At 66.0% G+C, this 25,056-nt stretch carries 25 protein-coding genes and 1 pseudogene; 13 read left to right on the top strand and 13 right to left on the bottom strand.

The window, feature by feature from the left end; genetic code table 11:
• Positions 1–17 precede the first annotated feature (17 nt).
• The 3 genes from QA600_RS16780 to QA600_RS16770 all read left to right on the top strand — a co-directional run bounded on the left by QA600_RS16780 (position 18) and on the right by QA600_RS16770 (position 3,246).
• Positions 18–1,259 carry a TIGR00300 family protein gene (locus QA600_RS16780; RefSeq protein ID WP_278293090.1) on the top strand — a complete coding sequence of 414 codons (1,242 nt, stop codon included), beginning with the start codon at positions 18–20 and terminating at the stop codon, positions 1,257–1,259.
• 175 nt (positions 1,260–1,434) lie between these two features.
• Positions 1,435–2,385 carry a phytoene/squalene synthase family protein gene (locus QA600_RS16775; protein ID WP_278293089.1) on the top strand — a complete coding sequence of 317 codons (951 nt, stop codon included), beginning with the start codon at positions 1,435–1,437 and terminating at the stop codon, positions 2,383–2,385.
• 714 nt (positions 2,386–3,099) lie between these two features.
• Positions 3,100–3,246 carry a hypothetical protein gene (locus tag QA600_RS16770; RefSeq protein ID WP_005556583.1) on the top strand — a complete coding sequence of 49 codons (147 nt, stop codon included), beginning with the start codon at positions 3,100–3,102 and terminating at the stop codon, positions 3,244–3,246.
• A 39-nt stretch (positions 3,247–3,285) separates the two neighbouring features.
• Here the strand turns inward: QA600_RS16770 and cruF are convergent, their stop codons facing one another.
• From cruF to crtI, 3 genes are read right to left on the bottom strand one after another with little or no spacing between them, the layout of a single operon-like run.
• The gene (gene cruF, locus QA600_RS16765; protein WP_278293088.1) at positions 3,286–4,149 is read right to left on the bottom strand and encodes a bisanhydrobacterioruberin hydratase; all 864 of its coding nucleotides are present in this window, start codon (positions 4,147–4,149) and stop codon (positions 3,286–3,288) included.
• A complete protein-coding gene (locus tag QA600_RS16760; RefSeq protein WP_278293087.1) occupies positions 4,142–5,026 on the bottom strand; it encodes a prenyltransferase in 885 nt (294 codons plus the stop codon). Before QA600_RS16760 ends, cruF begins: the two co-directional genes overlap by 8 nt.
• A gap of 37 nt (positions 5,027–5,063) precedes the next feature.
• Positions 5,064–6,545, bottom strand: coding sequence for a phytoene desaturase family protein (gene crtI / locus QA600_RS16755; protein WP_278293086.1), 1,482 nt, complete (start codon positions 6,543–6,545; stop codon positions 5,064–5,066).
• Positions 6,546–6,655: 110 nt separating this feature from the next.
• On the opposite strand from crtI, the gene QA600_RS16750 reads away from it, so the two are divergent.
• Positions 6,656–7,354 carry an SDR family oxidoreductase gene (locus tag QA600_RS16750; RefSeq protein ID WP_278293085.1) on the top strand — a complete coding sequence of 233 codons (699 nt, stop codon included), beginning with the start codon at positions 6,656–6,658 and terminating at the stop codon, positions 7,352–7,354.
• On the opposite strand, the gene QA600_RS16745 is transcribed toward QA600_RS16750, so the two are convergent.
• The 6 genes from QA600_RS16745 to QA600_RS16720 all read right to left on the bottom strand — a co-directional run bounded on the left by QA600_RS16745 (position 7,355) and on the right by QA600_RS16720 (position 11,939).
• A complete protein-coding gene (locus QA600_RS16745) occupies positions 7,355–7,654 on the bottom strand; it encodes a hypothetical protein (RefSeq protein WP_278293084.1) in 300 nt (99 codons plus the stop codon). It lies immediately after the preceding gene.
• 138 nt (positions 7,655–7,792) lie between these two features.
• A complete protein-coding gene (locus QA600_RS16740) occupies positions 7,793–8,077 on the bottom strand; it encodes a translation initiation factor eIF-1A (RefSeq protein WP_083909307.1) in 285 nt (94 codons plus the stop codon).
• 63 nt (positions 8,078–8,140) lie between these two features.
• Positions 8,141–8,653 (bottom strand): hypothetical protein, encoded by a 513-nt coding sequence (locus QA600_RS16735; protein WP_278293083.1) that lies wholly within the window; start codon positions 8,651–8,653, stop codon positions 8,141–8,143.
• Between the two features lie 41 nt (positions 8,654–8,694).
• Complete coding sequence (locus QA600_RS16730) at positions 8,695–9,606, bottom strand: plastocyanin/azurin family copper-binding protein (protein ID WP_278293082.1); 912 nt, start codon at positions 9,604–9,606, stop codon at positions 8,695–8,697.
• A gap of 6 nt (positions 9,607–9,612) precedes the next feature.
• Positions 9,613–10,725, bottom strand: a complete 1,113-nt coding sequence (locus QA600_RS16725) for a hypothetical protein (protein WP_278293081.1) — start codon at positions 10,723–10,725, stop codon at positions 9,613–9,615.
• 257 nt (positions 10,726–10,982) lie between these two features.
• The gene (locus QA600_RS16720) at positions 10,983–11,939 is read right to left on the bottom strand and encodes a succinylglutamate desuccinylase/aspartoacylase family protein (RefSeq protein ID WP_278293080.1); all 957 of its coding nucleotides are present in this window, start codon (positions 11,937–11,939) and stop codon (positions 10,983–10,985) included.
• A 117-nt stretch (positions 11,940–12,056) separates the two neighbouring features.
• Between QA600_RS16720 and QA600_RS16715 the strand changes: the two genes are divergently transcribed.
• Positions 12,057–12,437 (top strand): Rid family detoxifying hydrolase, encoded by a 381-nt coding sequence (locus QA600_RS16715; RefSeq protein ID WP_278293079.1) that lies wholly within the window; start codon positions 12,057–12,059, stop codon positions 12,435–12,437.
• 234 nt (positions 12,438–12,671) lie between these two features.
• On the opposite strand, the gene QA600_RS16710 is transcribed toward QA600_RS16715, so the two are convergent.
• Complete coding sequence (locus QA600_RS16710) at positions 12,672–13,880, bottom strand: DHHA1 domain-containing protein (RefSeq protein WP_278293078.1); 1,209 nt, start codon at positions 13,878–13,880, stop codon at positions 12,672–12,674.
• 82 nt (positions 13,881–13,962) lie between these two features.
• On the opposite strand from QA600_RS16710, the gene folP reads away from it, so the two are divergent.
• Positions 13,963–16,383 (top strand): dihydropteroate synthase, encoded by a 2,421-nt coding sequence (gene folP / locus QA600_RS16705; RefSeq protein ID WP_278293077.1) that lies wholly within the window; start codon positions 13,963–13,965, stop codon positions 16,381–16,383.
• A gap of 167 nt (positions 16,384–16,550) precedes the next feature.
• Positions 16,551–17,210 (top strand): helix-turn-helix domain-containing protein, encoded by a 660-nt coding sequence (locus tag QA600_RS16700; RefSeq protein WP_278293076.1) that lies wholly within the window; start codon positions 16,551–16,553, stop codon positions 17,208–17,210.
• A 39-nt stretch (positions 17,211–17,249) separates the two neighbouring features.
• Here QA600_RS16700 and QA600_RS16695 read toward each other — a convergent pair whose 3' ends face one another.
• Positions 17,250–17,972: a fumarylacetoacetate hydrolase family protein gene (locus tag QA600_RS16695; protein ID WP_278293075.1), complete on the bottom strand. Its 723-nt coding sequence runs from the start codon at positions 17,970–17,972 to the stop codon at positions 17,250–17,252.
• A 106-nt stretch (positions 17,973–18,078) separates the two neighbouring features.
• On the opposite strand from QA600_RS16695, the gene QA600_RS16690 reads away from it, so the two are divergent.
• The 3 genes and pseudogenes from QA600_RS16690 (at position 18,079) to QA600_RS22830 (ending at position 20,080) form a co-directional block, all read left to right on the top strand.
• Positions 18,079–18,966 carry a sulfurtransferase gene (locus tag QA600_RS16690; protein ID WP_278293074.1) on the top strand — a complete coding sequence of 296 codons (888 nt, stop codon included), beginning with the start codon at positions 18,079–18,081 and terminating at the stop codon, positions 18,964–18,966.
• A 242-nt stretch (positions 18,967–19,208) separates the two neighbouring features.
• Complete coding sequence (locus tag QA600_RS16685) at positions 19,209–19,577, top strand: UPF0175 family protein (RefSeq protein WP_278293073.1); 369 nt, start codon at positions 19,209–19,211, stop codon at positions 19,575–19,577.
• Positions 19,574–20,080 (top strand): annotated as a pseudogene (locus QA600_RS22830) (twitching motility protein PilT). The gene QA600_RS16685 and the pseudogene QA600_RS22830 overlap by 4 nt, the downstream one beginning before the upstream one ends.
• 104 nt (positions 20,081–20,184) lie before the next feature.
• Here the strand turns inward: QA600_RS22830 and QA600_RS16675 are convergent.
• Together QA600_RS16675 and QA600_RS16670 are read right to left on the bottom strand one after the other, a co-directional pair.
• Entirely contained in the window at positions 20,185–20,445 is a 261-nt protein-coding gene (locus QA600_RS16675; RefSeq protein ID WP_278293071.1) for an amphi-Trp domain-containing protein, read from the bottom strand.
• Between the two features lie 66 nt (positions 20,446–20,511).
• On the bottom strand, positions 20,512–21,639 hold the full coding sequence (locus QA600_RS16670; protein WP_278293070.1) for an amidohydrolase family protein: 1,128 nt from the start codon (positions 21,637–21,639) through the stop codon (positions 20,512–20,514).
• Between the two features lie 127 nt (positions 21,640–21,766).
• On the opposite strand from QA600_RS16670, the gene QA600_RS16665 reads away from it, so the two are divergent.
• From QA600_RS16665 to dhaK, 3 genes are all read left to right on the top strand, one after another.
• Positions 21,767–22,297, top strand: coding sequence for an NTPase (locus QA600_RS16665; RefSeq protein WP_278293069.1), 531 nt, complete (start codon positions 21,767–21,769; stop codon positions 22,295–22,297).
• 457 nt (positions 22,298–22,754) lie between these two features.
• On the top strand, positions 22,755–23,918 hold the full coding sequence (locus tag QA600_RS16660; protein ID WP_278293068.1) for a hypothetical protein: 1,164 nt from the start codon (positions 22,755–22,757) through the stop codon (positions 23,916–23,918).
• Between the two features lie 133 nt (positions 23,919–24,051).
• Entirely contained in the window at positions 24,052–25,056 is a 1,005-nt protein-coding gene (gene dhaK, locus QA600_RS16655; protein WP_278293067.1) for a dihydroxyacetone kinase subunit DhaK, read from the top strand.

The raw sequence follows: 25,056 nt of genomic DNA, 5'->3' as shown, positions 1-25,056 counted from the left end.
TCGCCAACGGGACGGTGATGACTGTGGCGCGAACCGTAGAGCTCGAGGGACACATCATCGACTCGGGGACGATGGGGGCCTGTTTCGGAGCCGTGATGGATATGGGCGGGGAGTTCGAGGTCGAGGAGTTCGAGGTCGGCCGACACAAACATGCCGAGACCTACTGCCGGATGCGGGTGATGGCCGACACCGAGGAGGAGCTGCGGGCGATCCTCCACGAACTCAACCAGCAGGGGGCGACGGTGGCCGATCCCCGGGACGCGACCCTCGAGGCCGCGCCGGGGGACGGAATCGTTCCGGTCGACTTCTACTCGACGACCAACCACCCGACGGCCGTCCGCGTCGACGGCGAGTGGCACGACGTCGAGGGCGTCGAGATGGACTGCGCGCTGGTCGTCGACCGCGAGGACGGCGTTCGAGTTCGGACGAAGGTGCTGAACGCGATCGAGAAGGGCGACCTCGTCGTCACCGGCGAGACCGGGATCAGGGTGGACCCGCCCGAACGCCCCCGCAACGGGAGCGGCGGCTCGTTCGGGTTCATGCAGGGCGGGGTCTCGAGCGAACGTCCGTCGGCGTCGCTCATCGAGGAAATCGCCGACGAGATGCGGGAGGTCAACGCCGAGGACGGGACCGTCCTCGCGGTCTGTGGGCCGGCGATCGTCCACTCGGGCGGGCGGGATGCGCTGGCCGCCCTCGTCCGGGCGGGCTACGTCGACGCGATCAGCGCGGGCAACGGGTTCGCCGTTCACGACCTCGAGCGGGACCTGTACGGCACCTCGCTGGGCGTCGATACGGAGAGCCTCGAACACCCCCGAAAGGGACACAAACACCACATCTACACGATCAGCGAGATCGCCCGCCTCGGCGGGATCGAGGAGGCCGTCGCGGAAGGGGTCGTCGACGAGGGCGTGATGTACGAGTGCGTCCGGAACGACGTCCCCTACGTACTCGCAGGCTCGATCCGCGACGACGGCCCGTTACCCGACACGATCACCGACTCGCTCGAGGCCCAGAACGCGATCCGCAAACAGGCACAGGAGGCCGATCTCGTGCTCATGCTCTCGACGCTGCTGCACTCCGTGGCCGTCGGCAACTGCCTTCCGTCGACCACGAAGACCGTCTGTGTCGACATCAACCCCGCAACCGTCACCCAGCTGCTGGACCGGGGCAGCGCTCAGGCCATCGGAATGGTCACCGACATCGGGGCGTTCATCCCGATGCTCGCGGACGAACTCCTCGAGGCGAGCGACGAGACGTAGCTCCCTCCATGAACCAGCAATATCATCCGCATCTGACCCTCTCTTGCAGGGACTCGGCCGGGAGCCCATCCCTGTGAGGGCTAGTAGTTTTATACGTATCTGTCGTATGTGTTATCCCTGATAGCCGTTTGACGGCGCCCCCGAGCGGGCAGCCGTCGGACGGCCGGAGTCGCAAATGCAACAGGAACACATTGACGCGGGCAAGGCGATCCAGAAGCGGACCGGGAAGACCTTCTACCTCGCAACACGGTTTCTCCCCGAGCGGGTTCGCAACGCCACCCACGTCCTGTACGCGTTCTTTCGCATCGCAGACGAGATTGTCGACGACGCCGCGGATGTCCCGGCGGCCGAACAGCGCGCCGAACTCGAGTCGCTTCGCGCACAGGCCCTCGGCCGCGCCGAGCCTAACGATCCGGTCCTCGAGGCGTTTCGCGAACTCTGTGACCGGTACGGGATCGCCGACGAGGAGATCGAAACCTTCCTCGACGCGATGGAGTCGGACATCGAGACCTACCGGTACGAGACCTACGCCGACCTCGAGACGTACATGCGGGGTTCGGCCGCCTCCGTCGGCGTGATGATGACGGCGATCATGGAGCCCGACGAGCCCGAGACCGCCCTGCCCCACGCGGTCAAACTCGGCGAGGCGTTCCAGATGACGAACTTCCTGCGGGACGTCCGCGAAGATATCCTCGAGCGCGACCGCATCTATCTCCCTCAGGAGACGCTCCGGGCCCACGACGTTCCCGAGCGCCAGGTCGAGAATCTCGAGTACTCCGAGTCGTTTCGGGACGCGATGGCCGAGGAGCTACGCCGAACCGAGGACCTCTACCGGGAGGGCGTCGCCGGCATTCGCTACCTGCCCGAGGACTGCCAGCTGCCGGTGTTGCTCGCGGCGGTGCTGTACGCCGAACACCACGCGGTGATCCGCGATCGGGAGTACGACGTGCTCTCGGCGGACCCGTCGTTGTCGACGACACGGAAGCTCAAGTGCCTCGCAAAGACCCGCTGGCACTGGCACTGGAACCGCGACCCGGAGGCAGTGTTCGCCCGGGTGTCCGCGATTCCAGCCCTCGAGCCGGATCGACGCGGCCCGGAGCACGGCGACCGCGTTCCGACGCGGTAGCAGTCCGGATCCAGTATTCTGAGCCACTCCCGAAACTCAGCGGGATGGTAACTTCATCTGCGAATGGAACAGCCGGCGATACGTCTGCAGTGCCGACCAACCACACGGGGTGGGACTGAAAGGGGCTGCCGTTCTCGGGCGTTCCGACGACACAAGCACGCGACTGCAAGGAGCGCGCGCAGCGAGTCAGAACGCCCGAGAACGGCAGGGGCTTTCGCGGTAATACCGATAGAAGCAGACGCTGCTCGCACGAACACAGGGGATCGCCACGTCCTCCCCATCCGATTTCTGCTCACGGGCTATCAGCCCGTTCGCATGGTCCGCGGAACCTTCGGCTCCGCGCGACGCTCGCTCCGCTGTCGCTCGCTCATCCACTGGAAGACGCGTTGTGTCTTCCAAGCCGTTCGCTCGCATAGCTCGCAAAGACCTCGCGCAGCATCGTCGACCGCCCTCACTGACGTTCGGCCGGTCTGCTCACGGGTCACTCCGTTCCCCGTTCGCTCTTTCGAGGCGCTCCCTTCGGTCGCGCCTCACCGACAGCGCGCGCCACCGCAGAAGGAGTGGTCAGACCGAGCTGAGGCGTCGTTCACCCGTACGTAGCGCGAGTTTATCCCCTCCTCCGAAGAGCGAACCCGCCTCACCAGTTGCCGATATCTTAAACGCCCCCGATATCGGGGATACGATTTCGTTGTCCACAAGCTCGAACGATGAGTTATGAGCACGCAACACGACCCACTCGAACTCGACCAGGAGAACGCCCGCTTCGCCGCGACCGGACTGGCCGTCTGGCTAGCCCTGACGGTCCTCGCGATCGTCGTACTGCTTCTGTTCGGACCGGCGATCAGCGCCATCTTCGTCTGAGCCGGTCCGACACCGAACGCCGTTCTCGCGTCGATCCGATCAGCTCCCGCCCGGGAGTGCCGTCCTGACCATCTCGAGGTCGTACCGGTCGGTCCGGAACAGCCCCAGACAGAACAGTCCGGCGACCCCGGCGGCGATCCAGTTGCCGTAGAGCAGGTTGATCGAGCCCCACAGCAGGACGAAGCTGACCAGGTCGTCGAGGATGAACACACAGGAGCGAACGCGCTCGAGCAGCGCCGCCCGGTCGAAGGCGAGATCGACGAGGACGACGGCGACGGTGCCCGAGATCACCCAGCCGACGTAGTTCGAGAGGGGGACGCCGTAGTAGCCGCCCGACTCGAACGCCCAGAAGCCGATCGCGACTGCCGCGGGGTCGAGCACGAGGTCGATCGCGACGACGGCGGCGATCGCCGCGGGGATCCGGACGAGGGCACTGTCGGCTCGCCCGCCGAGTACCAGCAGCGTCAGCAGGTAGGCGTTGAGCACCAGCGGGATGAAAAACAGCGGCAGCGCCAGAGGCACCTCGCCGAGCAACATCGGCCCGAGCTGAATCGTGTACTCGAAGGCGCCGTAGGGCCAGTCGGTCCGGACGCCGACGATCTCGATCGCGTAGGTGTAGACCGTCAGGACGCCGAGACAACCAGCCGCCCACCAGCCGATCCGGGGAAGGAGGCCGACGACCAGCGGCGAGCGCATCACGGCCGTCCCGAAGAGGATCAACAGGGGGTTGTACGCCAGCGGCTCCGGTAGGAGCCCCTCGGCGCTGGCGACCAGCGTGAGCGCGCCGATCGCCGGAAACACCACCGCGATCGTAAACCGGTTCTCGCGGATGACGTCCTCGAGTCGCTGCTGGAAGTCGGCTCGGTTCCACTCGGTCGGTCGTCCCGTCGTCAGCTCATCCATGCAGAATCACCCAGAGTCCGCCCATCGCCAGCGCTGCACCGACGACCGTGTTGATCGCCGGGAACCACCAGTAGGCCCGATCGACGGCCACGCTCGAGGTCGCGATCGCGACGACCAGCAGCGGGTAGACGGCCATCGCCGCGCCGAGGCGGGGATCGAGCGCGGCGAACGCGAGCGCGCTCGCGAGCCAGCAGACGCCGCAGTAGGCGTAGGTTCGAGTCTCGCCGAGGGCTGTCGCTGTCGTCCGAATTCCCGTCTCCCGGTCGGGTTCGATATCGGGGATTGCCGAGAACGTGTGCATCCCCATCGCCCACAGCCAGCCGCCGATGACCGCGAGGACCGGCGGCTGCGAGCCCGCGACGGCGGCGTACGCCGCGGCTCCGGGCATGATGTAGAGCCCGTTCGAAACCGAATCCAGTAGCGGGGTCGTCTTGAACCGCAGCGGCGGGGCGCTGTAAGCCGCGCCGAGGACGAGAAACCCCGCGATCCAGGGCCAGGCCGCCCGCGGGACGAGCGGGAACAGCGCGAGTCCGAGTCCGCCCGTCAGCGCGACCGCGGGCGGGACCGTCCGCTGACCGCGATAGCGCGCCTCGCGGTCCTCCTTCTTCGGGTTCGCCGCGTCGATCTCGCGGTCGAAGATGTCGTTGACGCCGTAGAGGAAGACGTTCGCCGGCACCAGGAAGTACAGGAAGAGGGCGATCGCAGCGGGGTCGAGCAGCTCCCCGACCGACGAGGCGCCGTAGGCGACCCCGACCAGTACGGGCCCGGCCAGGTAGAGCCAGAACCGGGGCCGCGAGAGGACGAACAGGTACGACAGCTCGTCGACGGCACCCCCGTTCGTGCCGGTCCCGCCGGCGGGGTTCGAATCGTCGGTCATCACTGCGGCGTCCCCCCTGCGACGTCTCGCATTCGGCTCACCCGTGGTCCTCGAGGACCGCCTCGGCGGTCAGTTCGCCGCTGATAAGACACATCGGGACGCCGATCCCCGGCGTCGTGTCACCGCCGACCATGTAGAGCCCGTCGACCCGCTTGGCGCGGTGGGGCGGGCGAAAGAGGGCCGTCTGCCGGAGCGTGTGCGCGAGTCCCAGTGCCGTCCCATTGTAGCTGTTGTACCGGTTCGCGAAGTCCTCGATACAGAACCGTTCCTCGAGGACGATCCGGTCCCGGAGGTCGGTCCCAGTGTGTTCGGCGAGATCGTCGAGAACCAGGTCGCGGTACTGTTCTCGCTGTTCGGGAGTGTCCTCGAGTCCGGGCGCGATCGGGACGAGCACAAACAGATTGCTGTGGCCGTCGGGGGCGACGTCGTCGTCGGTCTCGGAGGGAACACAGCAGTAGTAGGCTGGATCGTCGGGCCAGGCGGGCTCCTCGAAGATCTGATCGAAATGTTCCTCCCAGTCGGTCGGGAGAACGAGGGTGTGGTGGGCCAGCTCGTCGACGTCGCCCTCGATACCCAGGTACAGCAGGAACGCGGAGGGGGCGTACGTGCGCGACTCCCAGTAGTCGGCGTCGTACCCCTGCCGTTCCTCCGGAAGCAGCTCCTGATCGGTGTGGGGGTAGTCGGCGTTGCTGACGACCAGATCCGGTCGCAGCGGGCCCTCCGGGGTCTCGACGAGGAAGGCGCCCTCCCGGCCCTTGATCCCGGTCGCGGGGCGGTTCGTCTCGTACTCGACGCCCAGCTCCCGGCCCAGCTCGACGATCCCGTCGATGACGCCGCCAACCCCGTCCTCGGGGTACCAGACGCCGAGGTTGAAGTCGACGTGGCTCATCAGGTTGTACAGGGCAGGGGTGTTCTTCGGCGACCCCCCGAGGAAGACCAGCGTGTACTGCATGATCTGTTGCAGCTTGGGATGGTCGAAGTAGTCCTCGACGTGACCCTGCATCGACCCCAGAAGCGACAGTCCTCGAGCCTGTCTGGCGACGTCGAGATCGAGGTAGTCCCGGAGCTTCGAGCGGTCCTCGTAGACGAAATGTTCCATCCCGACCTCGTAGTTCTCGCGGGACTTCTCGAGGTAGCGCTCGAGGGCCTCGCCGGCGCCGTCCTCGTAGCTTTCGAAAACCCGCTTGGTTCGCTCGAGCTCGGGCGTGACGTCGACCTCGTCCCCGTCTTTGAAGAAGATCCGGTAGTGTGGATCGAGGTGGGTCAGCCCGTAGTAGTCGGTCGGCGTTCGGTCGAAGTGGTCGAAAAAGCGCTCGAAGACGTCGGGCATCAGGTACCACGAGGGGCCCATGTCGAACCGGAACCCGTCGCGCTCGAGCCGGCTCGCGCGTCCACCGAGCTGTTCGTTCTTCTCGATGACCTGCACGTCGGCGCCCGCATCGGCCAGATAGCAGGCCGTCGAGAGCCCGCCGACCCCAGCGCCGATCACGACGATCGACTCTCCGTCAAGCGATTGCATACATTCCCTGAACGTCGGCCCGAGTATAAACGTACGTCATCCCTGCTCGGATTTCCGGACTCGAAGGCGGTCGTCGATGGGTTCCTGTAGCTGCGCTCCATACGCCAGCCATGGACGAGCTGATAGTTCTCGTAACCGGTGGCACGCGCGGGATCGGACGGGCCGTCGCCGGCGCGTTCGCGGACAGGGGTGCGACCGTGGTCGTCGGCGCTCGGGACGGTGATGCGGTCGAGGAGACCGTCGAGGCCCTCGAGGAGCGCGGGGCGACGGCCACGGGCGTCCGGACGGACGTCCGCGACGAGTTCGACGTCGAACGGCTGGTCGAGACGGCCTCGCGGACGGGGCCGGAGGGCGGGATCGACGTGGTCGTCGCCGCGGCCGGCGTCTACCACGGCGAGGCTGGCGCAACGCCGACCGATCGGGAGTCGTACGCGGCGTTCGACGACCACTGGCGGAGCAACGGTCGAGGCGTGTTCGCGACGATCCGCGAGGCACTCCCGCATCTCAACGAGGAAGCGCGGGTGCTCGTGCCGACCGGGGCGGTCGCGCGGGAAGGCAAACCGGGGTACGGCTCGTACGCGATCTCGAAGGCGACGACGGAGGCCGTCGCACGCGGGTTCGCGGCCGACACCGACTACGTCGTGGGCTGTCTCGACCCGGGGCAGGTCGCGACCCGGCTCTCGGGTGGAAGCGGACGGGATCCCGACGACGTCGCGGAAATGTTCGTCTGGGGCGCGACCGACGCGCCAGCCGACGACCTCGACGGGGCCGTCCTCGGTCTTCGGGAGTGGAAGCAGGCGACGCGGTAGCTACTCGGCGTTCTCGTCGTCACGGGTGTGTTCCCGGCCGAACTCCGACAGCGACTCCCAGCCGAGCTCGTCGCCCAGCGTCTCGATCGCCTCGCCGACGGACGCCCGGTCCTCGAGTTCGCGCTCGGTTTCAGGGCGATCGACGATCGTTTCCTCGTCGTCGTACTCGCCCTCGAAGACGGACCGACTCGCCGTGTCGAAAAACATCGGCGTCCCCTCCGTCGTCGAGCCGACGTACTCGACGTCGTCCTCGTTGTGTTCGTCGAACTTCGCTCTCGCGCTCCCGTCCCTAATATACATACACTAACAGTTATGATCAAAACGCACAACCGTTGGCGTTGCACGGGCAAGTCGAGACGGAGCTACCGCTCGAAACCCCGGCGGCGAGGGGTGCGGCGACGCCACTGGGAGGCGGGAGGGAACTCCGCGATTAAAATTTCAGTCGATGTGACCTTCGCGGCGAAGCTGATCGGCGTCCTGGCTGGTGTAGCGCCACTCGATGGTCGCCTTTTCGTCCTGCCAGTCCCAGGGTTCGGCGACGACGATATCGTCTTGCTCGATCCAGGTTCGGTACTTCATTCGTCCCGGAATGCGGCCGAGCCGTTCCTCGCCGTCGGCACACTGGAGCTGGACGTGGTTGCCCCCGAGGTGTTCGGTCACAACCGCGAATACTTCATCGTCGTTGGGCATACGGAGGTTCCGTCGCCCGGAGTTTTCTGACACAGGCTATCTACGACGGCCATACGTTTAAATGATTGGCGAGACGCAGTGTCGTGGGTCCGAGTCTCACAGCTCTCGCTTGGAATCGGGGTTCTCGAGGTCCCACAGCAGCTCCGGCAGGAAGGCGTCGAGGTTGTCGATCACGACCCGATCGCTGACGTTCAACCCCTCACAGTGGTCGTGTGCGGAGTCACGAACGTCGACGTGGAGGTCGCCGTCCTCGCGCCAGACGCCGAGGGGAAAGACCGAACACCGGGTCGGTTTCCAGTCCTCCTCGAGGTGCAGCGAACACAGGCCGTCCTCCCGGAGGAACGCACAGGCACAGCCGTCGTCGGCGGCATGATCGTCGCGCCCCTTCTCCTCGCGGGTGACGAACTTCTCGCCGCGAAACTCCGTCGTCGTCTCGGCGAGGTTCGCCCGCTTTGCGAGCTCGAGGAGGTCGTCGCCGTACAGCAAGACGCCGTGCTGGCAGCACCAGGTGCAGTCCTCGACGCACTCGAAGGTCAGCTCGGGGTCGAACTCGACGACGACCTCGCGGCCCGGGTAGACCTCGACGCGGGGGGAAGCGTCGGCGCTCACGTGAGCGGAGAGTAGCCGAGCGCGGAAGTGTGTTCCCTTCCTCACTCGATCTCGATCGCGCCGTACATGAACCCCGCGTGGGGCGAGCAGTAGTACGGCTGCGTCCCCGGTTCGTCGGCTTCCCACTCGAAGGTCGCCCCCTCGTTCGAGATGGTCGCGTCGAACTCGTCGCCGCCGCCGCTTCGAACCTCGATGTCGTCGGTCGACGTGACCGTGTGGAAGACGCCGTCGGTGTTGACCCACTCGATCGTCGTCCCTGCGTCGACCGTGACGAACGCGGGGTCGAAGACGAAGTCGGGTTCGTCGTCCTCGCCCTGGCGGGTCTCGACCGTCACGACGTCCTCGCCGGTCATGTCGACGAACTCCTCCTCGAGGTCCTCGTCTTCATCGTCGACGTCCTCGTCGTCTTCGTCCTCGTCGACGCCTTCGGGATCCTCGTGGATTTCCTCGGCGTCCTCGAACTCCGCGTCGTCGACGTCACCGACGGCCAGCGTACCGATCATGAAGCCGACGTGGGGCTCGCAATAGTAGTGCTGGAGCCCCTCCTCCTCGGCAGTCCACTCGACGGTGTCACCCTCGGCGGAGAGCTCCTCGTTGAACTCGCCGCTCTCGGTCCGGGCCTCGAGCGAGTCCGTCGACGTCACCGTGTGGAAGACGCCGTCGGTGTTGATCCACCGGACGGTATCGCCGGGCTCGACGTCCGCGATCACCGGATCGAAGACGAAGTCGGGCTCACCCTCTTCACCCTCGCGGGTCTCGATCTCGACGACGTCCGCGTCGTCATCGGCGGTGTCTGCGTCGTCATCGGTATCCGTGTCGTCGGCGTCCTCGTCGTCGACATCGTCGGCTTCCTCCTCGTCACCGACGCAGCCGGCGAGGGCGACGAGCCCAACCGCGCCAGCGCTCGCCGCGCCGACCAACACCCGGCGACGACTCGGTGCTCGATCGTCCATCGATCGTTACTCCTCGACAGGGGTGGGCATGAACTCGCGGTCGATACCGACTTCGACGTCGCCCCAGGGCATCTCGTGGTCGCGGGTCGCGTGGTGGACAAGCCAGTAGCCCCACTGCTCGGAGTCCTGGCCGCCGTGACCGGCTTCCCAGCTGTCGGCCTCGTGTTTGTGGAAGTGCGTGAAGTCGTCCTCCTGGCCGGCGGGGATGTCGTCGGCCGTGAACTGACCGCGCCCGCCCATCCCGAAGTAGATCAGATTCTCGGCCTCCTCGACGTTCGGTTCGTCCCAGTGGAGGAATATCATCGTGTCCTCGCTGACCCATTTCCAGACGTGGGCGGGCGTCCGACCGTCGGCCTCCTGCTGGTCCTCGTTGGTCCACTCGTCGTCGAAGATTTCGATGAGTTCGTCGCGATCCTCGTCGTCGAGGTCGCCCTCACCGCCGTCGGGGGCCTCCCAGTCGACGTCGTGGCCCTCGGTGCCCTCCTCGGGCGGGGTCGGCATGAACCCGTAGTCGACCCGTGGTTCGATAGGCTCGTCGTGGAACGGGTACTCGATCTCCCGAACCGCGATGTGGGTGAGCCAGTACCCTTCGTCGCCGGTTTCGCCGCCGTGGCCCGCTTCCCAGCCGTCCGCCGTATGGCTGTGGAAGTGCGTGAACTCCTCGTCGGGCTGGCTCTCCTCGGTGAACAGCCCCTTCTGCCCGATCGTGACGTAGTCGAGCTCCGTCGCCTCCTCCGGGTTCGGCTCGTTGAAGTGAAGGCCGATCAGGTTCTCGTCGCTGACCCACTTCCAGACGTGTCTCGGCGTGTAGTTGCGCTCGTCGCCCTCGATCTCCTGTTGGTCCTCGTTCATCGGCTCGTCGTCGAAGGCGTCGATGAGGGCCTGGATGTCCTCCTCCGAGAGCGATTCGCCGGTCGGCGCCTCCTCGAGGCTCGCAAGCTCTTCTTCCTCTTCCGGCTCCTCGTCATCTTCTTCGTCGTCGACCTCCTCATCGTCCACCTCGTCGTCCTCGTCAGCGTCCTCGTCTCCTGTACAGCCGGCGAGTGCGACTACTCCTCCTGCACCGAGTGCCTGAATTACGCGCCGTCTGTCTATCGATTCCGGTCGGTTGATCGTCATACGTACTCAGCTACGAGCGATCGGTCAATATCCCCATCCCGGTCGTGTATTGCCGGTGCACACCCCCCAGAACGTATTTGTATACTGATTGGGGGCACAGTCGCGCGACCAGTTTCAGGACCAGCTCCGTCGACGGGGGACAGGGACACGAACTGTCCGGACAGGTGTCTGCCGACGAGCCGGTTCGTGGACGCTCGAGGCCCGACCCGTTCCGATCTCCGACACCAACGAGACGCGTGGCTCCTCCACGCCGCCGCTCACTCGAGCTCGGCGATTCCGGCCAGCTTCTCCCCGGCGGTGACGGCCGATTCGAGGGTCAGCGAGTAGATCACACCAGAGGTGGTGGCGGTCACGGACTGGCGTCGTTCGAACGTGGCCGGACAGTACAGCGTTCCGAGTTCGCGTCCCTCGCTCACGTGGTCACCGATCGCTACCCCCGAGGCGGGCTCGAAGAGTCCCGACCGGTCGGCGCCGACCCGTCCCCCGTCGTCGTACAGCACCGTCTGCGAGGGAGGATCGCGTGGCTCCGTGCGGAGCATGCCGACCTCGCCCAGGACGTTCTCGATACCGTCGGCGCCCCGTCGGGCCGCCTCGAGGTCGACCTGCCGGCTGTTCGAGAGCTCCGGGACGATCACCGTCGTCCCCGCCAGCCGCGCGGCCGCTCGCAACGTTCCACGGTACTCCTCGAGCGAACGATCCGGCTTCGGGTCGGTCATGAGGTAGTCGGCGCCGAACACCGACGCGAGTCGTTGGGAGTCATGTTCGCCGTTCTGAAATCGGACGTGCTCGAGCATGTCCGCGGTGCCGCTGTGGAGGTCGATCACGACGTCGGCGGCCTCGATCAGTCCCCAGAGGCTGGCGACCGCTCGCTCCTGGAGCGTGCCGTCGTCGTTTCCGGGCCACACCCTGTTGAAGTTCGGGTTGACCGCGTCGACGGCCTGGGGCGTCACGTAGGAGCCGTGATCGAACGCGAGGCTGTTGACCACCGGAACGGCGATTACGGTTCCCGCGAGTTCGGCCTCGAGCAGCCGCTCGTGGAGTCGGCGCAGCGCCGCGGTCCCGTTCAGTTCGATCCCGTGCTGTGCGGCCTGCAGGTACACCGTTGGCCCGGGCCCGCCCTCGTACCGGTGGACGGTCACCGAGACGTCCGTTCCCGATGGGAGTCGAGCGAGCGTCCGCTCGCTCACCGAGTGGGAGACGGTCTCGTGTTCCATATCCGATGGAGCCAGCGCCGCGGCTTGTAGCTTTGGTCGCGGCGGCTCCTGCCGCGACCAGCTACGTTCGCGGATCCGGAGCCGAATTTTAAGACACCCCGACCAGTATGTCGGGGCGTGAAACGAACGATCCACACCGACGACGCACCGGAGGCGGTCGGCGCGTACAGCCAGGCGACGACGAACGGCGATCTCCTGTTTACGGCCGGTCAGCTGCCGATGACCGCCGATGGGGAACTCCTCGATGATGAGTCCGTTGGCGACCAGACTCGACGATGTCTCGAGAACGTCGAGGCGATCCTCGAGTCCGAGGGCGGCTCCCTCGAGGACGTCCTCAAGATGACTGTCTTCCTGAACGATATCGACGACTTCGACGAGTTCAACGAGGCCTACAGCGAGTTCTTCGACGAGGAACCCCCGGCCCGGAGCGCCCTCGAGGTCGGCGAGGTGCCGAAAGGCGCGGCCCTCGAGGTCGAGGCGATTGCGACAGTAGAGTAACGCCCGCTCGAGCCGTTCTTGCCGGCGTTCGACTCCTCAAGAGCGACCGGTGTAGGGCTCGCACAGATCGGATCGCCCCTGCAGTGAACTCGCCGTGTCTCGAGGTGGCAAACCAGGACGAAACAACACGTGTCCGTTCTTCGAGAAGATGTGGTTGACTCCGTCGATCGCCCCGACTGCTCGAGGAAGAGACGATTTCGAGGACGGATCACCGGAATTTCGCTGCCGGTTCGCTCAGTGCTCCCGGCGAAGGTAGTCGACGACGGCCTCGGGATCGGCGTCGAGGCCGCCACCCTGGGCGAGCGTCTCGCCTCCGCCGCCGCCCCCGCCGAACTCTGCAGTGACGTCCTCGACGATCCCGCTCGCGTCCGTCTCGCCCGTCGTCGCCGCCACGACGAACGCGCTCCCGTCGACACCCGTCAGCACGACGACGTTGCCGACCCGTCCGGCGCTCTCCTGGGCTCGTTCGGACGCGTCGTTCGGGCCAACCCCCTCGACGCCGACCGTGCCGACGACCCACTCCTGGCCGTCCCGCTCCACTGCGTCATCGGCGAGGGTCTCGAGGCGATTCTCGAGCAGTCGGTCCCGAAGCTCGTCGAGTTCGGCTTCCAGTTCGGCGTTGCGCTCGGCGACGGCGCCGGCTCGTTTCGGCAGCTCCGAGACGCCGGTCTCGAGGGCGCTCGCGGCACGTGTGGTCGCTCGCGTCCGATCGGTCCTGGCCCGGATCGCGGCCGGACCGACGGCGTACTCGACGCGGACGAGGTCCGCGCCGGGGTTCGAGATATCCAGCACCGCGAGCGGACCGATCTCGATCGTGTTTCGGACGTGGGTGCCGCCACAGGCCGCGATATCCCAGTCCTCGATCTCGACGATTCGAACGGTGTCGGCCCGCTCGGCCTCGGGCGTGAGGTTGAAGACGATCTCATCGTCGGCTCTCGCCTGCTCGATGTCCATCTCCCGCCAGGTTATCTGTCGGGACTCCCAGACCGCTTCGGCGAGCATGCGCTCGAGCGAGAGCGCGTCGATCGCCTCGGGCTCGCTCGTCTCGAAATCGATCCGACACGTCTCGGTTCCGATATCGAACCCGCCGTAGCCGTGATCCTCGAGCAGCCGCCGTCCGGCGCCGTACAGCAGGTGGCTGGCGGTGTGGGCCCGCATGCAGTACGTGCGGAACTCCTCGTCGATCGAGCCGACGACGGTCTCGCCCGTCTCGAACCCGGGAGCCGACGCCAGCGTGTGGACGACCGCGCCGTCCTGTGTCTGAACGTCGATCACCTCCGCGTTCCCGATCGTTCCCCCGTCGGCCGGCTGACCGCCTCCTTCCGGGTAAAAGTACGTCTCCTCGAGTCTGACGTCGGTTCCGTCGACGGCCCGTACCCTCGTCTCGAACTCGGTTACGTAGGGCTCCGCGGCGGCGCGGCTCCCCGTCGCGTCCGGTGTCATGCCGGGAGTATCGGGGCACGCCGTCATAACCGTGCGGGGCAGTGTCAGTACTTTCATAGGGGCTCCCGGCACCACGGTTGGTATGGAATACCACGAGTCGGTCGACTACCTCGAGTCGCTGCAACGACGGCGACCGAAACTCGGGACGGAGACGACCGCGACGCTGCTCTCGGCGCTCGGTCGACCGCACGAGGAGATCGACTGCGTCCAGATCGCGGGATCGAACGGAAAGGGAAGCACGGCGCGGATGCTCGAGCGGGTGCTCCGCGAGGACGGCTACGATGTCGGGCTCTACACCTCGCCGGACCTCGACGACGTGCGCGAGCGGATCCTCGTCGACGGCCGGAAAATCCCGAAGGAGCGCGTCTGCTCGTTCGTCGTCGAGATCGAGGATGCGGTCGAACGACTTCGGGAGGCCGGGGACGCGCCGACGTACTTCGAGGTGCTCACGGCGCTCGCACTCTCACACTTCGCGGCCGAGTCGGTCGACGTCGCCGTCCTCGAGGTCGGAATCGGCGGCCGGTACGACGCGACGAGCGCAGTCGATCCGGTTGCGAGCGCGGTGACCAGCGTCAGCCTGGAGCACACCGATCTCCTCGGCGAGACGATCGAGGAGATCGCCCGCGACAAGGCCCAGGTCGCCCCCGCCGACGCCCCGCTCGTCACCGGCGCCGACGGGGCGGCCCTCGAGGCGATTCGGACGGAGACGGATGCGATCTCGGTCGGCAGCGACGGCGCGGACGTGGTCGCGACCGAACGCGGGCTGGACTCGCCCGTCGAGAGCGCGATCTCGATAACGGCGCCGGAGTGGTCGGTCGAGACGAACCTCCCCCTTCCCGGCACTCATCAGGCGACCAACGCCGGCGTTGCCGCGGTGCTGGCCGACCAGATCGCGTCGGTCGACCACGACACGATCGCGCGCGGGCTCCGTAAGGCTCACTGGCCTGGCCGCTTCGAAGTCGTCTCGAGGGAGCCGATCGCGGTGTTAGACGGCGCACACAACCCCGGTGCCTGCGAGACGCTCGCCGACCTCTTCGAGCGCTACGCGTACGACGAACTCCACCTGGTCTTCGGCGCGATGACCGAGAAGGATCACGAGGGAATGGTCGAAGCGCTCCCCGACCCCGATTCGGTCTTCCTCTGTCAGCCGAACGTTCCACGGGCCGAGTCGCTCGCGGTCCTCGCCGACGCCTTCGAGGGACGGGCGGGTCGGATCGACCGGTCGGGATCGGTCCTCGAGGCGACCGAACGCGCGCTCTTGCGGGCCGGCGAGAACGACGCCGTGCTCGTCACCGGCTCGCTGTACGCGGTCGCCGAGGCCCGCGACCGATGGTCCCGACTCCAGGTCCCCAAGCGGACGGAGACGGAGTCCGAGGCCCGATCGGTACTCGAGGGGATGGGCCTCGAGGAGCCGGTCGTCGAGGCGACCGCCGAACGGGCCGTCGGCCGGACGGTCAAAACCTACCTCCGTGATCCGCAGGCCGAGCGGATCAGCCGGACGTTCGAGGCGATCGGCGGGAGCTGTACGCTCTCGCCGACCGAGACCTCGACCCGCCGAGTAACAACCGTGCTCTCGGGAACCAACGCCCAGTTCCGGGAGCTGATCGACGAACTCGACGGCGAGGAACTCGGGCTAGCTCACGTCTCGAGTCAGCTCCGGGAAATCGTCGAGGACGACGGCGGCGGACGCGAGGACGACCGTCGACTCCCGTGGAATCTGGAGACGGCCGTCATGGGCGTGCTGAACGTTACCCCCGACAGCTTCCACGACGGCGGCGAGTACGACGCGCTCGAGGACGCCGTCGCTCGCGCGGAGGCGCTGGTCGAGGCAGGCGCCGACATCGTCGACGTGGGCGGCGAGAGCACCCGTCCCGGCGCCGACCCCGTCCCGGTCGCCGAGGAGATCGATCGTGTCGTTCCCGTTATCGAGGCGCTCGCCGACCTCGAGGTCCCGATCTCGGTCGACACGCGGAAAGCGGCCGTCGCCGACGCGGGCCTCGAGGCGGGCGCCGAGATCGTCAACGACGTCTCCGGGCTCGAGGATCCGGAGATGCGCTTCGTCGCCGCCGAGCACGACGCCACCCTCGTCATCACACACAGCCTGGATACGCCGGTCGATCCCGACCGAACGGTCGCCTACGACGACGTCGTCGAGGAGGTCGTCTACGACCTCCAGGAGACGGTCCTGCTGGCGGAACGGGCCGGCCTCGAGCGCGATCGGATCGTCGTCGATCCCGGGTTCGGGTTCGGAAAGAACGCCGAGGAGTGCTTCGAGTTACTTTCCCGACTGGACGAGTTTCGGGCGCTCGGCTGTCCGGTCATGGTCGGCCACTCCCACAAGTCGATGTTCGATCGGGTCGGCTGCGAGCCCGGCGAGCGACTCCCGCCGACGGTCGCCGTTACGGCGATGGCGGCCGAGCGCGGCGCCGACGTCGTCCGGGTTCACGACGTCGCCGAGAACGACGCCGCGATTCGGACCGTTCGAGCGACCGACGACCGGTAATTTCCGTCGCTCTCGGACGGAGCGGCCCGAGAACCGACGACGAATAGCTTATGGGACTCCCATGAGCAGTGTGGGACATGATCACCCGACCCATCAGCGACGGTTCTTCGAACAGCCACTGCGTGGTGCGCGAACGACTCCCGCACGATCGGCCCGGTCGCTAAGCGATGTCGATCACAGTCAAAGCGTACGCTGAACACGAGCACCTGGCGTTAGTGCCGACGTTGCGACGGGCCGACGACCTCGAGATCAAGGTCCTTACGCAGGCCAACACCGATCCCGGATCGCACGTCTTCCCGTTTCTCCTCGAGTACGACGACGTCGGCGAACTCGAGGGGTTCCTCGAGGCGGATCCGACCGTCGGCGACTACCATCTCGTCGACGAGGGTGAGGAGACCCACATCTACTACATCGAACACTCGGCGGAGACGAAGCTCCTGAGCCCCGTCGTCACGCAGGTAAACGGATTCATGTCCTCGGCCGAGACGAAGTGTCGAGGCTGGTTCGTCACCCTCCACCTCCCCGACCGGGAGGCGCTGACCACGATCTGGGAGTACTCCGAGGAGTACGACGTGAGTTTCGACATCGTCGAGGTATACGGCCGGGCCCGCAACGAGACCGGCGTCGCCTACGGACTCACGGAGGAACAGGTCGAGGCGCTGACGGTGGCCTACGACTGCGGCTACTTCAGTGAGCCTCGAGAGATGGCCCTGAGCGATATTGCCGACGAAATCGGACTCTCCTCGACGGCCATGAGCGGACGGCTCCGACGCGGGATGCGGAATCTGATCTCCGCCGCGCTGATGGACGGCGAGGACCTCGAGTAGGTGTCTCTCCGACGCAGTTGTAAAATAGGCGGCGAGCGACTACTCGCTCGAGTTGACGATCTCGTTTCGTAGCGTGCCGACGCCCTCGTAGGTGATCTCGACGGTGTCGCCGGGTTCGACTAGCCCCGGGTTCGCGGGGCTGCCGAAGGCGACGACGTCGCCGGGGCGGAACGTAAATCGCCTCGAGAGATAGGAGACGATCTCGTAGGGGTCGAACAGCATGAGCTCCGTGTTCGCGTCCTGGCGTCGCTCATCACCGATGTCGGTGTGCATGTCGATTTCCCGCGGATCGAGGTCGGTCTCGAGCCACGGCCCCAGCGGGCCGGAGCCGTCAAACGCCTTCCGTGCCGTTCGGCCCTGCTGGTCGAGCGCGTCGACGTCGTTCATGATCGTGTAGCCGCGGACGACGTTGGGGACCTCGTCCTCGGAAACGTCGTGACAACGCTCGTCGATCACGGCCGCGAGCTCGCCGGCATAGGTCAGCTCCTCGGTGAACTCGGGGTACTCGATGGGCTCTTCGTGGGCCAAAAGCGACGCCGGCGGCTTGATGAAGAAGTCGGGCTCCTCGGGACGCTCGTACTCCATCTGGTCGAGCGTTTCGGCGTAGTTGCGCCCGACGCAGTACATCGCCGATGGCTCGCAGGGCGGGAGGAGGTCGCCGTCGACGCCGACCTCGTACTCGTCGCCATCCGTGTGGACGACACCGTCCTCGTACTGTCCGGTTACCGGTCCGTCGGCCGTCTCGATTCTCGCGAGTCGCATTGGCGGTGGTCGTCAGTCCAGCGGCGTATGTGTACCGATCCGGTTTCGGACGTGTCGGCTCGGGCCGTGTTACCCTTTTCTCGCTGCTCGTCGGAGCACGCCTCGCATGAGCGAGTACGACACCGACGTGTTGGTTTCGGCGGATTGGGTCGAAGACCACCTCGAGGCGTTCCAGGCCGACGATCCCGACTACCGTCTCGTGGAGGTCAACAGCCCCGAGTCACCCGAGGAGGGCGACTTTCCCTCGCGGTACGACGAGGGTCATATTCCGGGCGCGATCGGAATGCAGTGGGACGAGGACCTCTCCGATCCGGATCAGCGGGACATCCTCAAAAAGGACGACTTCGAGCGGGTCGTCGGCGACCACGGCATCAGCGAGGAGTCGACGGTCGTCTTCTACGGCGACGGCTGGATCCCCAACTGGTTCGCCCTGTTCGCCTACTGGGAGTTCAAGTACTACGGCCACGAGGACGCCCGCGTCCTCGACGGCGGGAAGGACTACTGGGTCAACGAGGAGTACCCGCTGACCGACGAGGAACCAGAGTTCGACGCCGTCGAGTACACCGCGAAGGGCCCCTTCGAGAGCATTCGTTCCTACCAGGACGACGTCGACAAGGCCCGCGAGGCCGGGATCCCGATGGTTGACGTTCGATCGCCCGAGGAGTTCACGGGCGAGATTATCGCTCCCGAAGGACTCCAGGAGACCGCCCAGCGCGGCGGCCACATCCCCGGCGCCTCGAACGTCCCCGTGAAGACGAACCTGCGCGACGACGGCCGGTTCAAGCGCCCCGACGAGCTCGAGGAACTGTACGCCGATCAGGGGATCGACGGCGACGAGACGGTCGTCACCTACTGTCGGGTCGGCGAACGGTCGGCGATCGCCTGGTTCGCCCTGCACGAACTGCTCGGCTACGAGGACGTCCACAACTACGACGGTTCTTGGACCGAGTGGGGGAATTTGATTCGGGCGCCGATAGAGAAGGGGGAGAACTGAGCGGAGCGAAGTTCTCCCGAAAAACGAGCGGGGAGCGATAGCGACCCGCGAGAAGGGGCAGAACGACTGGATAGGGCGATACCTCCGGTCTCGCAGACCGTTCGCGCGGTGAAACCGCGCGAAGACGAAGTGAGGTAGTTCTCCCAAAGCCGAGCAAGAGAGAAGTTTGGACCCGGTCTCTCGATATACGGATTTCCGGCGCATTTCATAAATAGTATGAAGGCGTAGTTTGGAACAGAACAATGGCACGAATCACCGGGTCGTATCCGGACGACCTCGACCTCCTCATAGAGGGTACTGTCGAGGCTGGCGTATTTACTGGCAAGAGCGATGCGTTGCGAGAGTTCGTGCGTGAATACTTCGAGAACCACGAAAACGAGCGTATTGCGGCTGCGGTCGCCCTCTACGAACGGGAGCGAATCACCCTCGGTGATGCTGCGAGACTTGCTGCTGTCGACCGCTGGACGATGCGTGATATCCTTCGTGAGCACGGCGTTGAGCTCCGCCTCGGACTCGTCGACGAAGACGACGCAGCCTACGAGAGAGAGGCAGCGACCGAACTCGAATTCGGTGATGAGGACTCGAGTGACGAAGCGTCACGGACGAAATGACGGGTGACGATATTCCAACGAGCCCGAGCGTCCTGAACACGACTGTTCTCTCGAACTTTGCGTACATCGACCAGCTGTGGGTAGTTGCAGGTCTCTCCGGAATCTGTGCGGTTCCAGTCGTTCGTGAGGAACTCGAAAATGGCGCTGATGATCATCCGTAGCTTCAGTCAGCACTCGATACACTCGACAACGAGATTCCAGTCGCGACGGTTTCGAATACAGTCGCAAACAGAGAGGCCGTTGTCGCTGACTATCTCGATCCCGGTGAAGCGCAGGCGTTTGCCCTTGCGGACGCACACGGCGGTCGGCTACTGACCGATGATGGAGATGCCCGGTCGTTTGCGAAAGATCAGGGCCTGACTGTCGTCGGATCGGTTGGCGTTCTGTTGGCTGCAATCGATGCTGGAAAGATCGATGAAGCGACTGCTGACGAGTGGCTGTCGACGTGGATCGATGACATCGGGTACTACGTTCCGTATCGGACGATCTCGGAGTACCGGTGACCGATCCTCGAGAGGAGCGATGAGAACTGCGAAACAGCTACCGGCGACTCGAGCACTCTTCGCTCGAGTGCCGTGTCGGGCACAACGAGTCGGCTACGCTCGACTTACTCGGTGGGTTCGTCGTCGACCTCCCACTCGAGCGTGACGGTGATCTCCTCGCGGTCGCCCCCGAGCATCGGCGAGCGTTCCTCGACCTCGATCCCGTACTCGAGCGTCGAGGAGGGAGTCAGCGCCAGCGTCTTGTTGCCGACCTGTACGTCGATCGGGCCTGCGCCCTGCCCGCGGATCTCACGTGCAAGGTCCTGCAGGAGGTCGGCTGCTTCCTCGCGCGAAACGTCCTCCTCGTGGTCCGTCTTCTCTGCCATGTACGTGTACCCACCGTCCGAACTGATATACGTTGGCGACGAAGTGGCAGGGCCGATACTTCGGCCCTAGCGGAGCACGCCCTCGAGGTTCCCAGACCGGATCGCCTCTCGCGCCGAGCGTTCGAGGTCGAAGCGCTCGAACAGCTCGAGCTGGGGGACCTCCTGGCCAGGGTAGATGTAGTCGGTGCCGAAGATCAACTGCTCGGCGTGGGTCTCGAGGAACGCCTGTCCGAACGCGGGGTCCCGTGTCAGCGCGTTCCAGCCCGAGATCCCCGAGAGGTCGCCGTAGAGGTTGTCGTATCGCTCGAGCAGCGCCGGGACGCGACCGGGCTCGTCGATCTCGCCGTCGGGGTAGTCCCCGAGATCAGCCTCCTCGACGTCGGCCGCGACGTGGGCCCACCAGCCGTGGGCGTGTGCGAGGAAGTCCACCTCCGGAAAGGAGGCGACGACGTCCTCGAGTCTCGGCAGTCCGACCTCGTCCATCATCGCCTTCTCGTCGGTGTGAAACAGGATCGGGAGCTCGTACTCGGCACACAGTTCGTAGATCCGTTCGGCGCGAGGATCGTCGATCGGGACGCCGGCTTTCAGCTCGCCGAACCCGCGAATACCCCGCTCGACGTAGCGCTCGAGTAGCTCCTCGACGGCGTCCTCGCCGTAGACGATCGTTCGGGGATCGATCGTACAGAACGGGAGCAGGCGCTCCGGGTAGGGTTCGACCTGCTCGAGGATCCACGGGCTCGAGGCCGGGACCGGGTAGGCTTCGGGGGAGTCGAGCGCGAGGACGACGGCGCGGTCGATCCCGTTGTCGTCCATCCATGCGACCAGCCCATCCGCATCGAGCGGATCCCTGCCGAGCGTCGATTCGGGAATCAGGTGGACGTGACCGTCGAGCAGCGGCAGCCCGTCGGCCTCCTGTCGGGCGGCGGTTCGGTCGACGGTTTCGCCGCCCGGTTCGTCCGCCGTCGCGCCGACCGATCCCGTCGTTCCGACCGTCCCGGCAGCGACGGCACCAGCGGCTCCTTCGAGGACGCGGCGTCGAATCGGTTCCCGGGCGGACGACGTTCGGTCACCGTCGTTCGTCGAGCCCGAGACGTCCGGGGAGGGAGCGTCGTCCCGTCGCGTCGCGGCCGACGTTGCGGTCGCTTGCGAGTCAGTCCCGGTCGGGCCACTGCCGTCGTCTCGAGTGGGAGTCATAGGGATGGTCCGCCGAGCAGCGTGAAAACGCTCGGGGGGTCGGTCGTCGCGCGGACCGGTCGCTCCGCGACCGCCGGAGCCGAGCCGGTACCACTACGTCGGCGCTCGCGGTACTGCCGACAGACCGATGCCACGAAACGCCCTCGTTACCGGCCCGCCGCGAAGCGGGAAGACGACCGCGCTCGAGCACACAGTCGCCGCGCTCGAAGAAAACGGGAACGACGTGGGCGGGCTCGTCTGTCCCGAACGCCGCGAGGACGGCGAGCGAGTCGGGTTCGAGATCGTCGATCTGGCGACCGGCGAGCGGGACGTGATGGCACACGTCGACGTCGACGGCCCCACCGTCGGCAGGTACGGGGTCGACATCGCGGCGATCGATCGGCTGTCCCGGTCGGCGCTCTCGACGGCCGTCGACGACTGCGACTCTGTCGTGATCGACGAAATCGCGCCGATGCAACTCGAGAGCGATCAGTTCGTCGCGGCCACACGGGGCGCACTCGACTCGAGGACGCCGGTCCTCGCGGCGATCGCCGCCAGCGATTCGAACCCGTTTCTCGAGACGGTGCGGTCGCGCGAGGACGTCGCGATGTTCGAGGTGACCCCGGAGACCCGCGACGCGCTTCCGGCGGCTCTGCTCGAGTGGATCCGATCGGACTGAGCTCTCGACAGTACTCCTGTCCTCGGACGACTGGCCAGGAACTCGGAACTCGGCTTTGTCGGTCGAACGTTCTCTGTTCCGACCACGTCGTCCTCGAAAGCCACATCATACGCCTTACAGAAATCAGGTGGCGGCACGTCTCCCCGCCGTAAACAGCGGGTTTTGGGGGTTCTGAACCCATCATTCATACCTTCAGAACGTTCTGTGACCCGTGGAGAAACTATTACTTATTGATTGTCATGCTATCACATGACTCTCCTCGGTCGGCGTCCGAGGCGAGCACGAGAGGCAACCATGATGGGTGATACTTCGATCAGTACCGGTACTCGACCAGTAGCACAGACACACGGCGCAGCGAGTCCGAGATGGGGTGGGGCGAACGGCGGGGGCCGATCCGGTTCGAAACGCGGGATTACCGCACCGGCGGCGACTCGGTCGGAACGGAGGGTGATTGCCCGTGTCGGTTGAAGCACTGGTGGCGGACGTCGTCGTCCTCCAGGTGTTGGGCTGGCCGATCGAACTGTTGCTCGCGATGATCGTCGCCGCGTTCGCCGGCGGCGTTCTCGGCGCGGCACTCGGGTCACTCCCCGCGTTCGTGTTCACTGGGTTCATGGTGGTCGCGGGCGAGATTGCCCGGATCGCCGGGATGGTTACCCTTGACGAGGGGTTCGGGCTCGGGGATCCCGCGGGGGCCGTCACCGCCGAGATCGCCTTCGGCGCTTTCTTTGGTCCGCACATCGCCTTTGCGGGGGGCGCCGCCGCGAGCGCGTACGCCGCGAAGCAGGGGTACATGGAGCCCGGGTTCGGCGGTAACTGGGGTTACCACGACGCGAAGAATATCTTGATCGCGTTCGGCGGCAAATACGACGACGTGTTGCTCGTCGGCGGCGCCTTCGGGATCCTCGGCTTCCTGGTGTTTTTCGTCTCCGACGGTCTCAGCCTGCCGTGGGATCCGATCGCCATGGGCGTCGTGATTTCGGCGCTCGTGCACCGACTCGCGCTAGGCTACGATGCGGTCGGCGACGTTCGCGCCGACGGCCTCCTCGACATCTCGCCGTTCGAACGTGAGGACGACCACGAGACCGCGGGCGAGGCCGGCGAGCCGAATCCCCGGCTCGACGTCGAGCCCTGGCTGCCGTGGTTCTACCGGTGGTCCGGCGTCGTTATCATCGGGTTTGCGTTCGGGGTCCTCGGCGGACTCACGTTCTGGGCGACCGGCAGTCCGTACCTGGCGTTCGGGATCAGCGCCGCCAGCCTGGTCTTCCTTAACCTCGGTATCACCAACGACTTCGCCATCTTCCAGGTGCCGGTGCCCGTCACGCACCACATCACGCTCCCGGCGGCGACGGCACCGATGGCCTACGCCGGTCTGACGCTGGCCGACGCGACGCCGAGCGCCGCCCAGGCGGAGCTCCTGCTGGCCGAGGCGATCGTCCTCGGGGCGATCTTCGGCATCCTCGGTGCCCTGTTCGGCGAACTCTCCCAGCGGATCTTCTATATGCACGGTGACACCCACTGGGACCCGCCTGCGACCAGCATCGTCGCGACGACGTTCGTCATCGCGGTCCTCGCGCTCGTCGGCGTTTTCCCGACGTCGGGCTGGGTCCCGCTCCCGGTCTGAGCCAATCGGAATCCGAGTGACGGCGACGGTTCCGTCGCCCTCCTTCGGACGGCGGAGCCGTTTGTCCGCGTTTCGTTCGACGCGGCGACGAGCAAGCGTTATCGTGCTATGTGACTACAATACTCGTGGGAGTATGAAGAAGCTCATCAACGAACCGGACACAGTCGTCGACGAGATGCTCGAGGGGATGGTCACGGCCCATCCCGAACTGCGCCGGCTCGAGGGAACGGAGGTGGTCGTCCGTGCCGATGCTCCGGTCGAGGGAAAGGTCGGAATCGTCTCGGGCGGTGGCAGCGGTCACGAGCCGACCCACGCGGGCTACATCGGCGACGGGATGCTCGACGGCGCGGCCGCGGGCGAGGTGTTCACCTCGCCGACGGCCGACCAGATAAGCGAGATGATCCAGGCCTGTGACGGCGGCGAGGGGGTGTTTTGCGTCGTCAAGAACTACGAGGGCGACGTGATGAACTTCGAGACGGCGATCGAGATGGCCGAGATGGAGGCCGATACCGACGTCGGGTACGTCGTCGTCGACGACGACGTCGCCGTCGAGGACTCGCTGTACACGTCCGGCCGTCGGGGAGTCGCCGGAACGATCTTCGTTCACAAGGCTGCTGGCGCGATGGCCCATCGGGGCGCCGACCTGGCGGAGATCGAACGCATCGCCGAGAAAGTAAATGGCCGCGTCGGAACGATGGGGACGGCGCTCACCTCCTGTGTCACCCCCGAGAAGGGCGAGCCGACGTTCGACCTCGGCGCGGACGAGATCGAACTGGGGATCGGCATCCACGGCGAACCGGGCACTGAACGCACCGAAGTTATGTCGGCCGACAAGATCACCGACCACCTCGCCGAGGCCGTCCTCGAGGACCTCGAGCTCGAGTCGGGTGCCGAGGTCGCGACGATCGTCAACGGGATGGGCGGAACGCCGCTGATGGAGCTGTACGTCGTCAACCGCCGGCTCCAGGAACTGCTCGAGGATCACGGGCTCGAGACTTGGAACGCCCGGGTCGGGGACTACATGACCTCGCTGGACATGATGGGGTGTTCGATCACGGTGCTTGAACTCGACGACGAGCTGAAGGAGCTGCTCGCCTACCCGGCCGAGACACCCGGATTGACCGTGGCGGAGGGCTGA

The sequence above is a fragment of the Natronococcus sp. A-GB1 genome, from assembly GCF_029688845.1.
GTDB lineage: Archaea > Halobacteriota > Halobacteria > Halobacteriales > Natrialbaceae > Natronococcus.
Note: the sequence above shows the minus strand (reverse complement) of the source record. Positions and strands in the feature narration are given on the sequence as shown.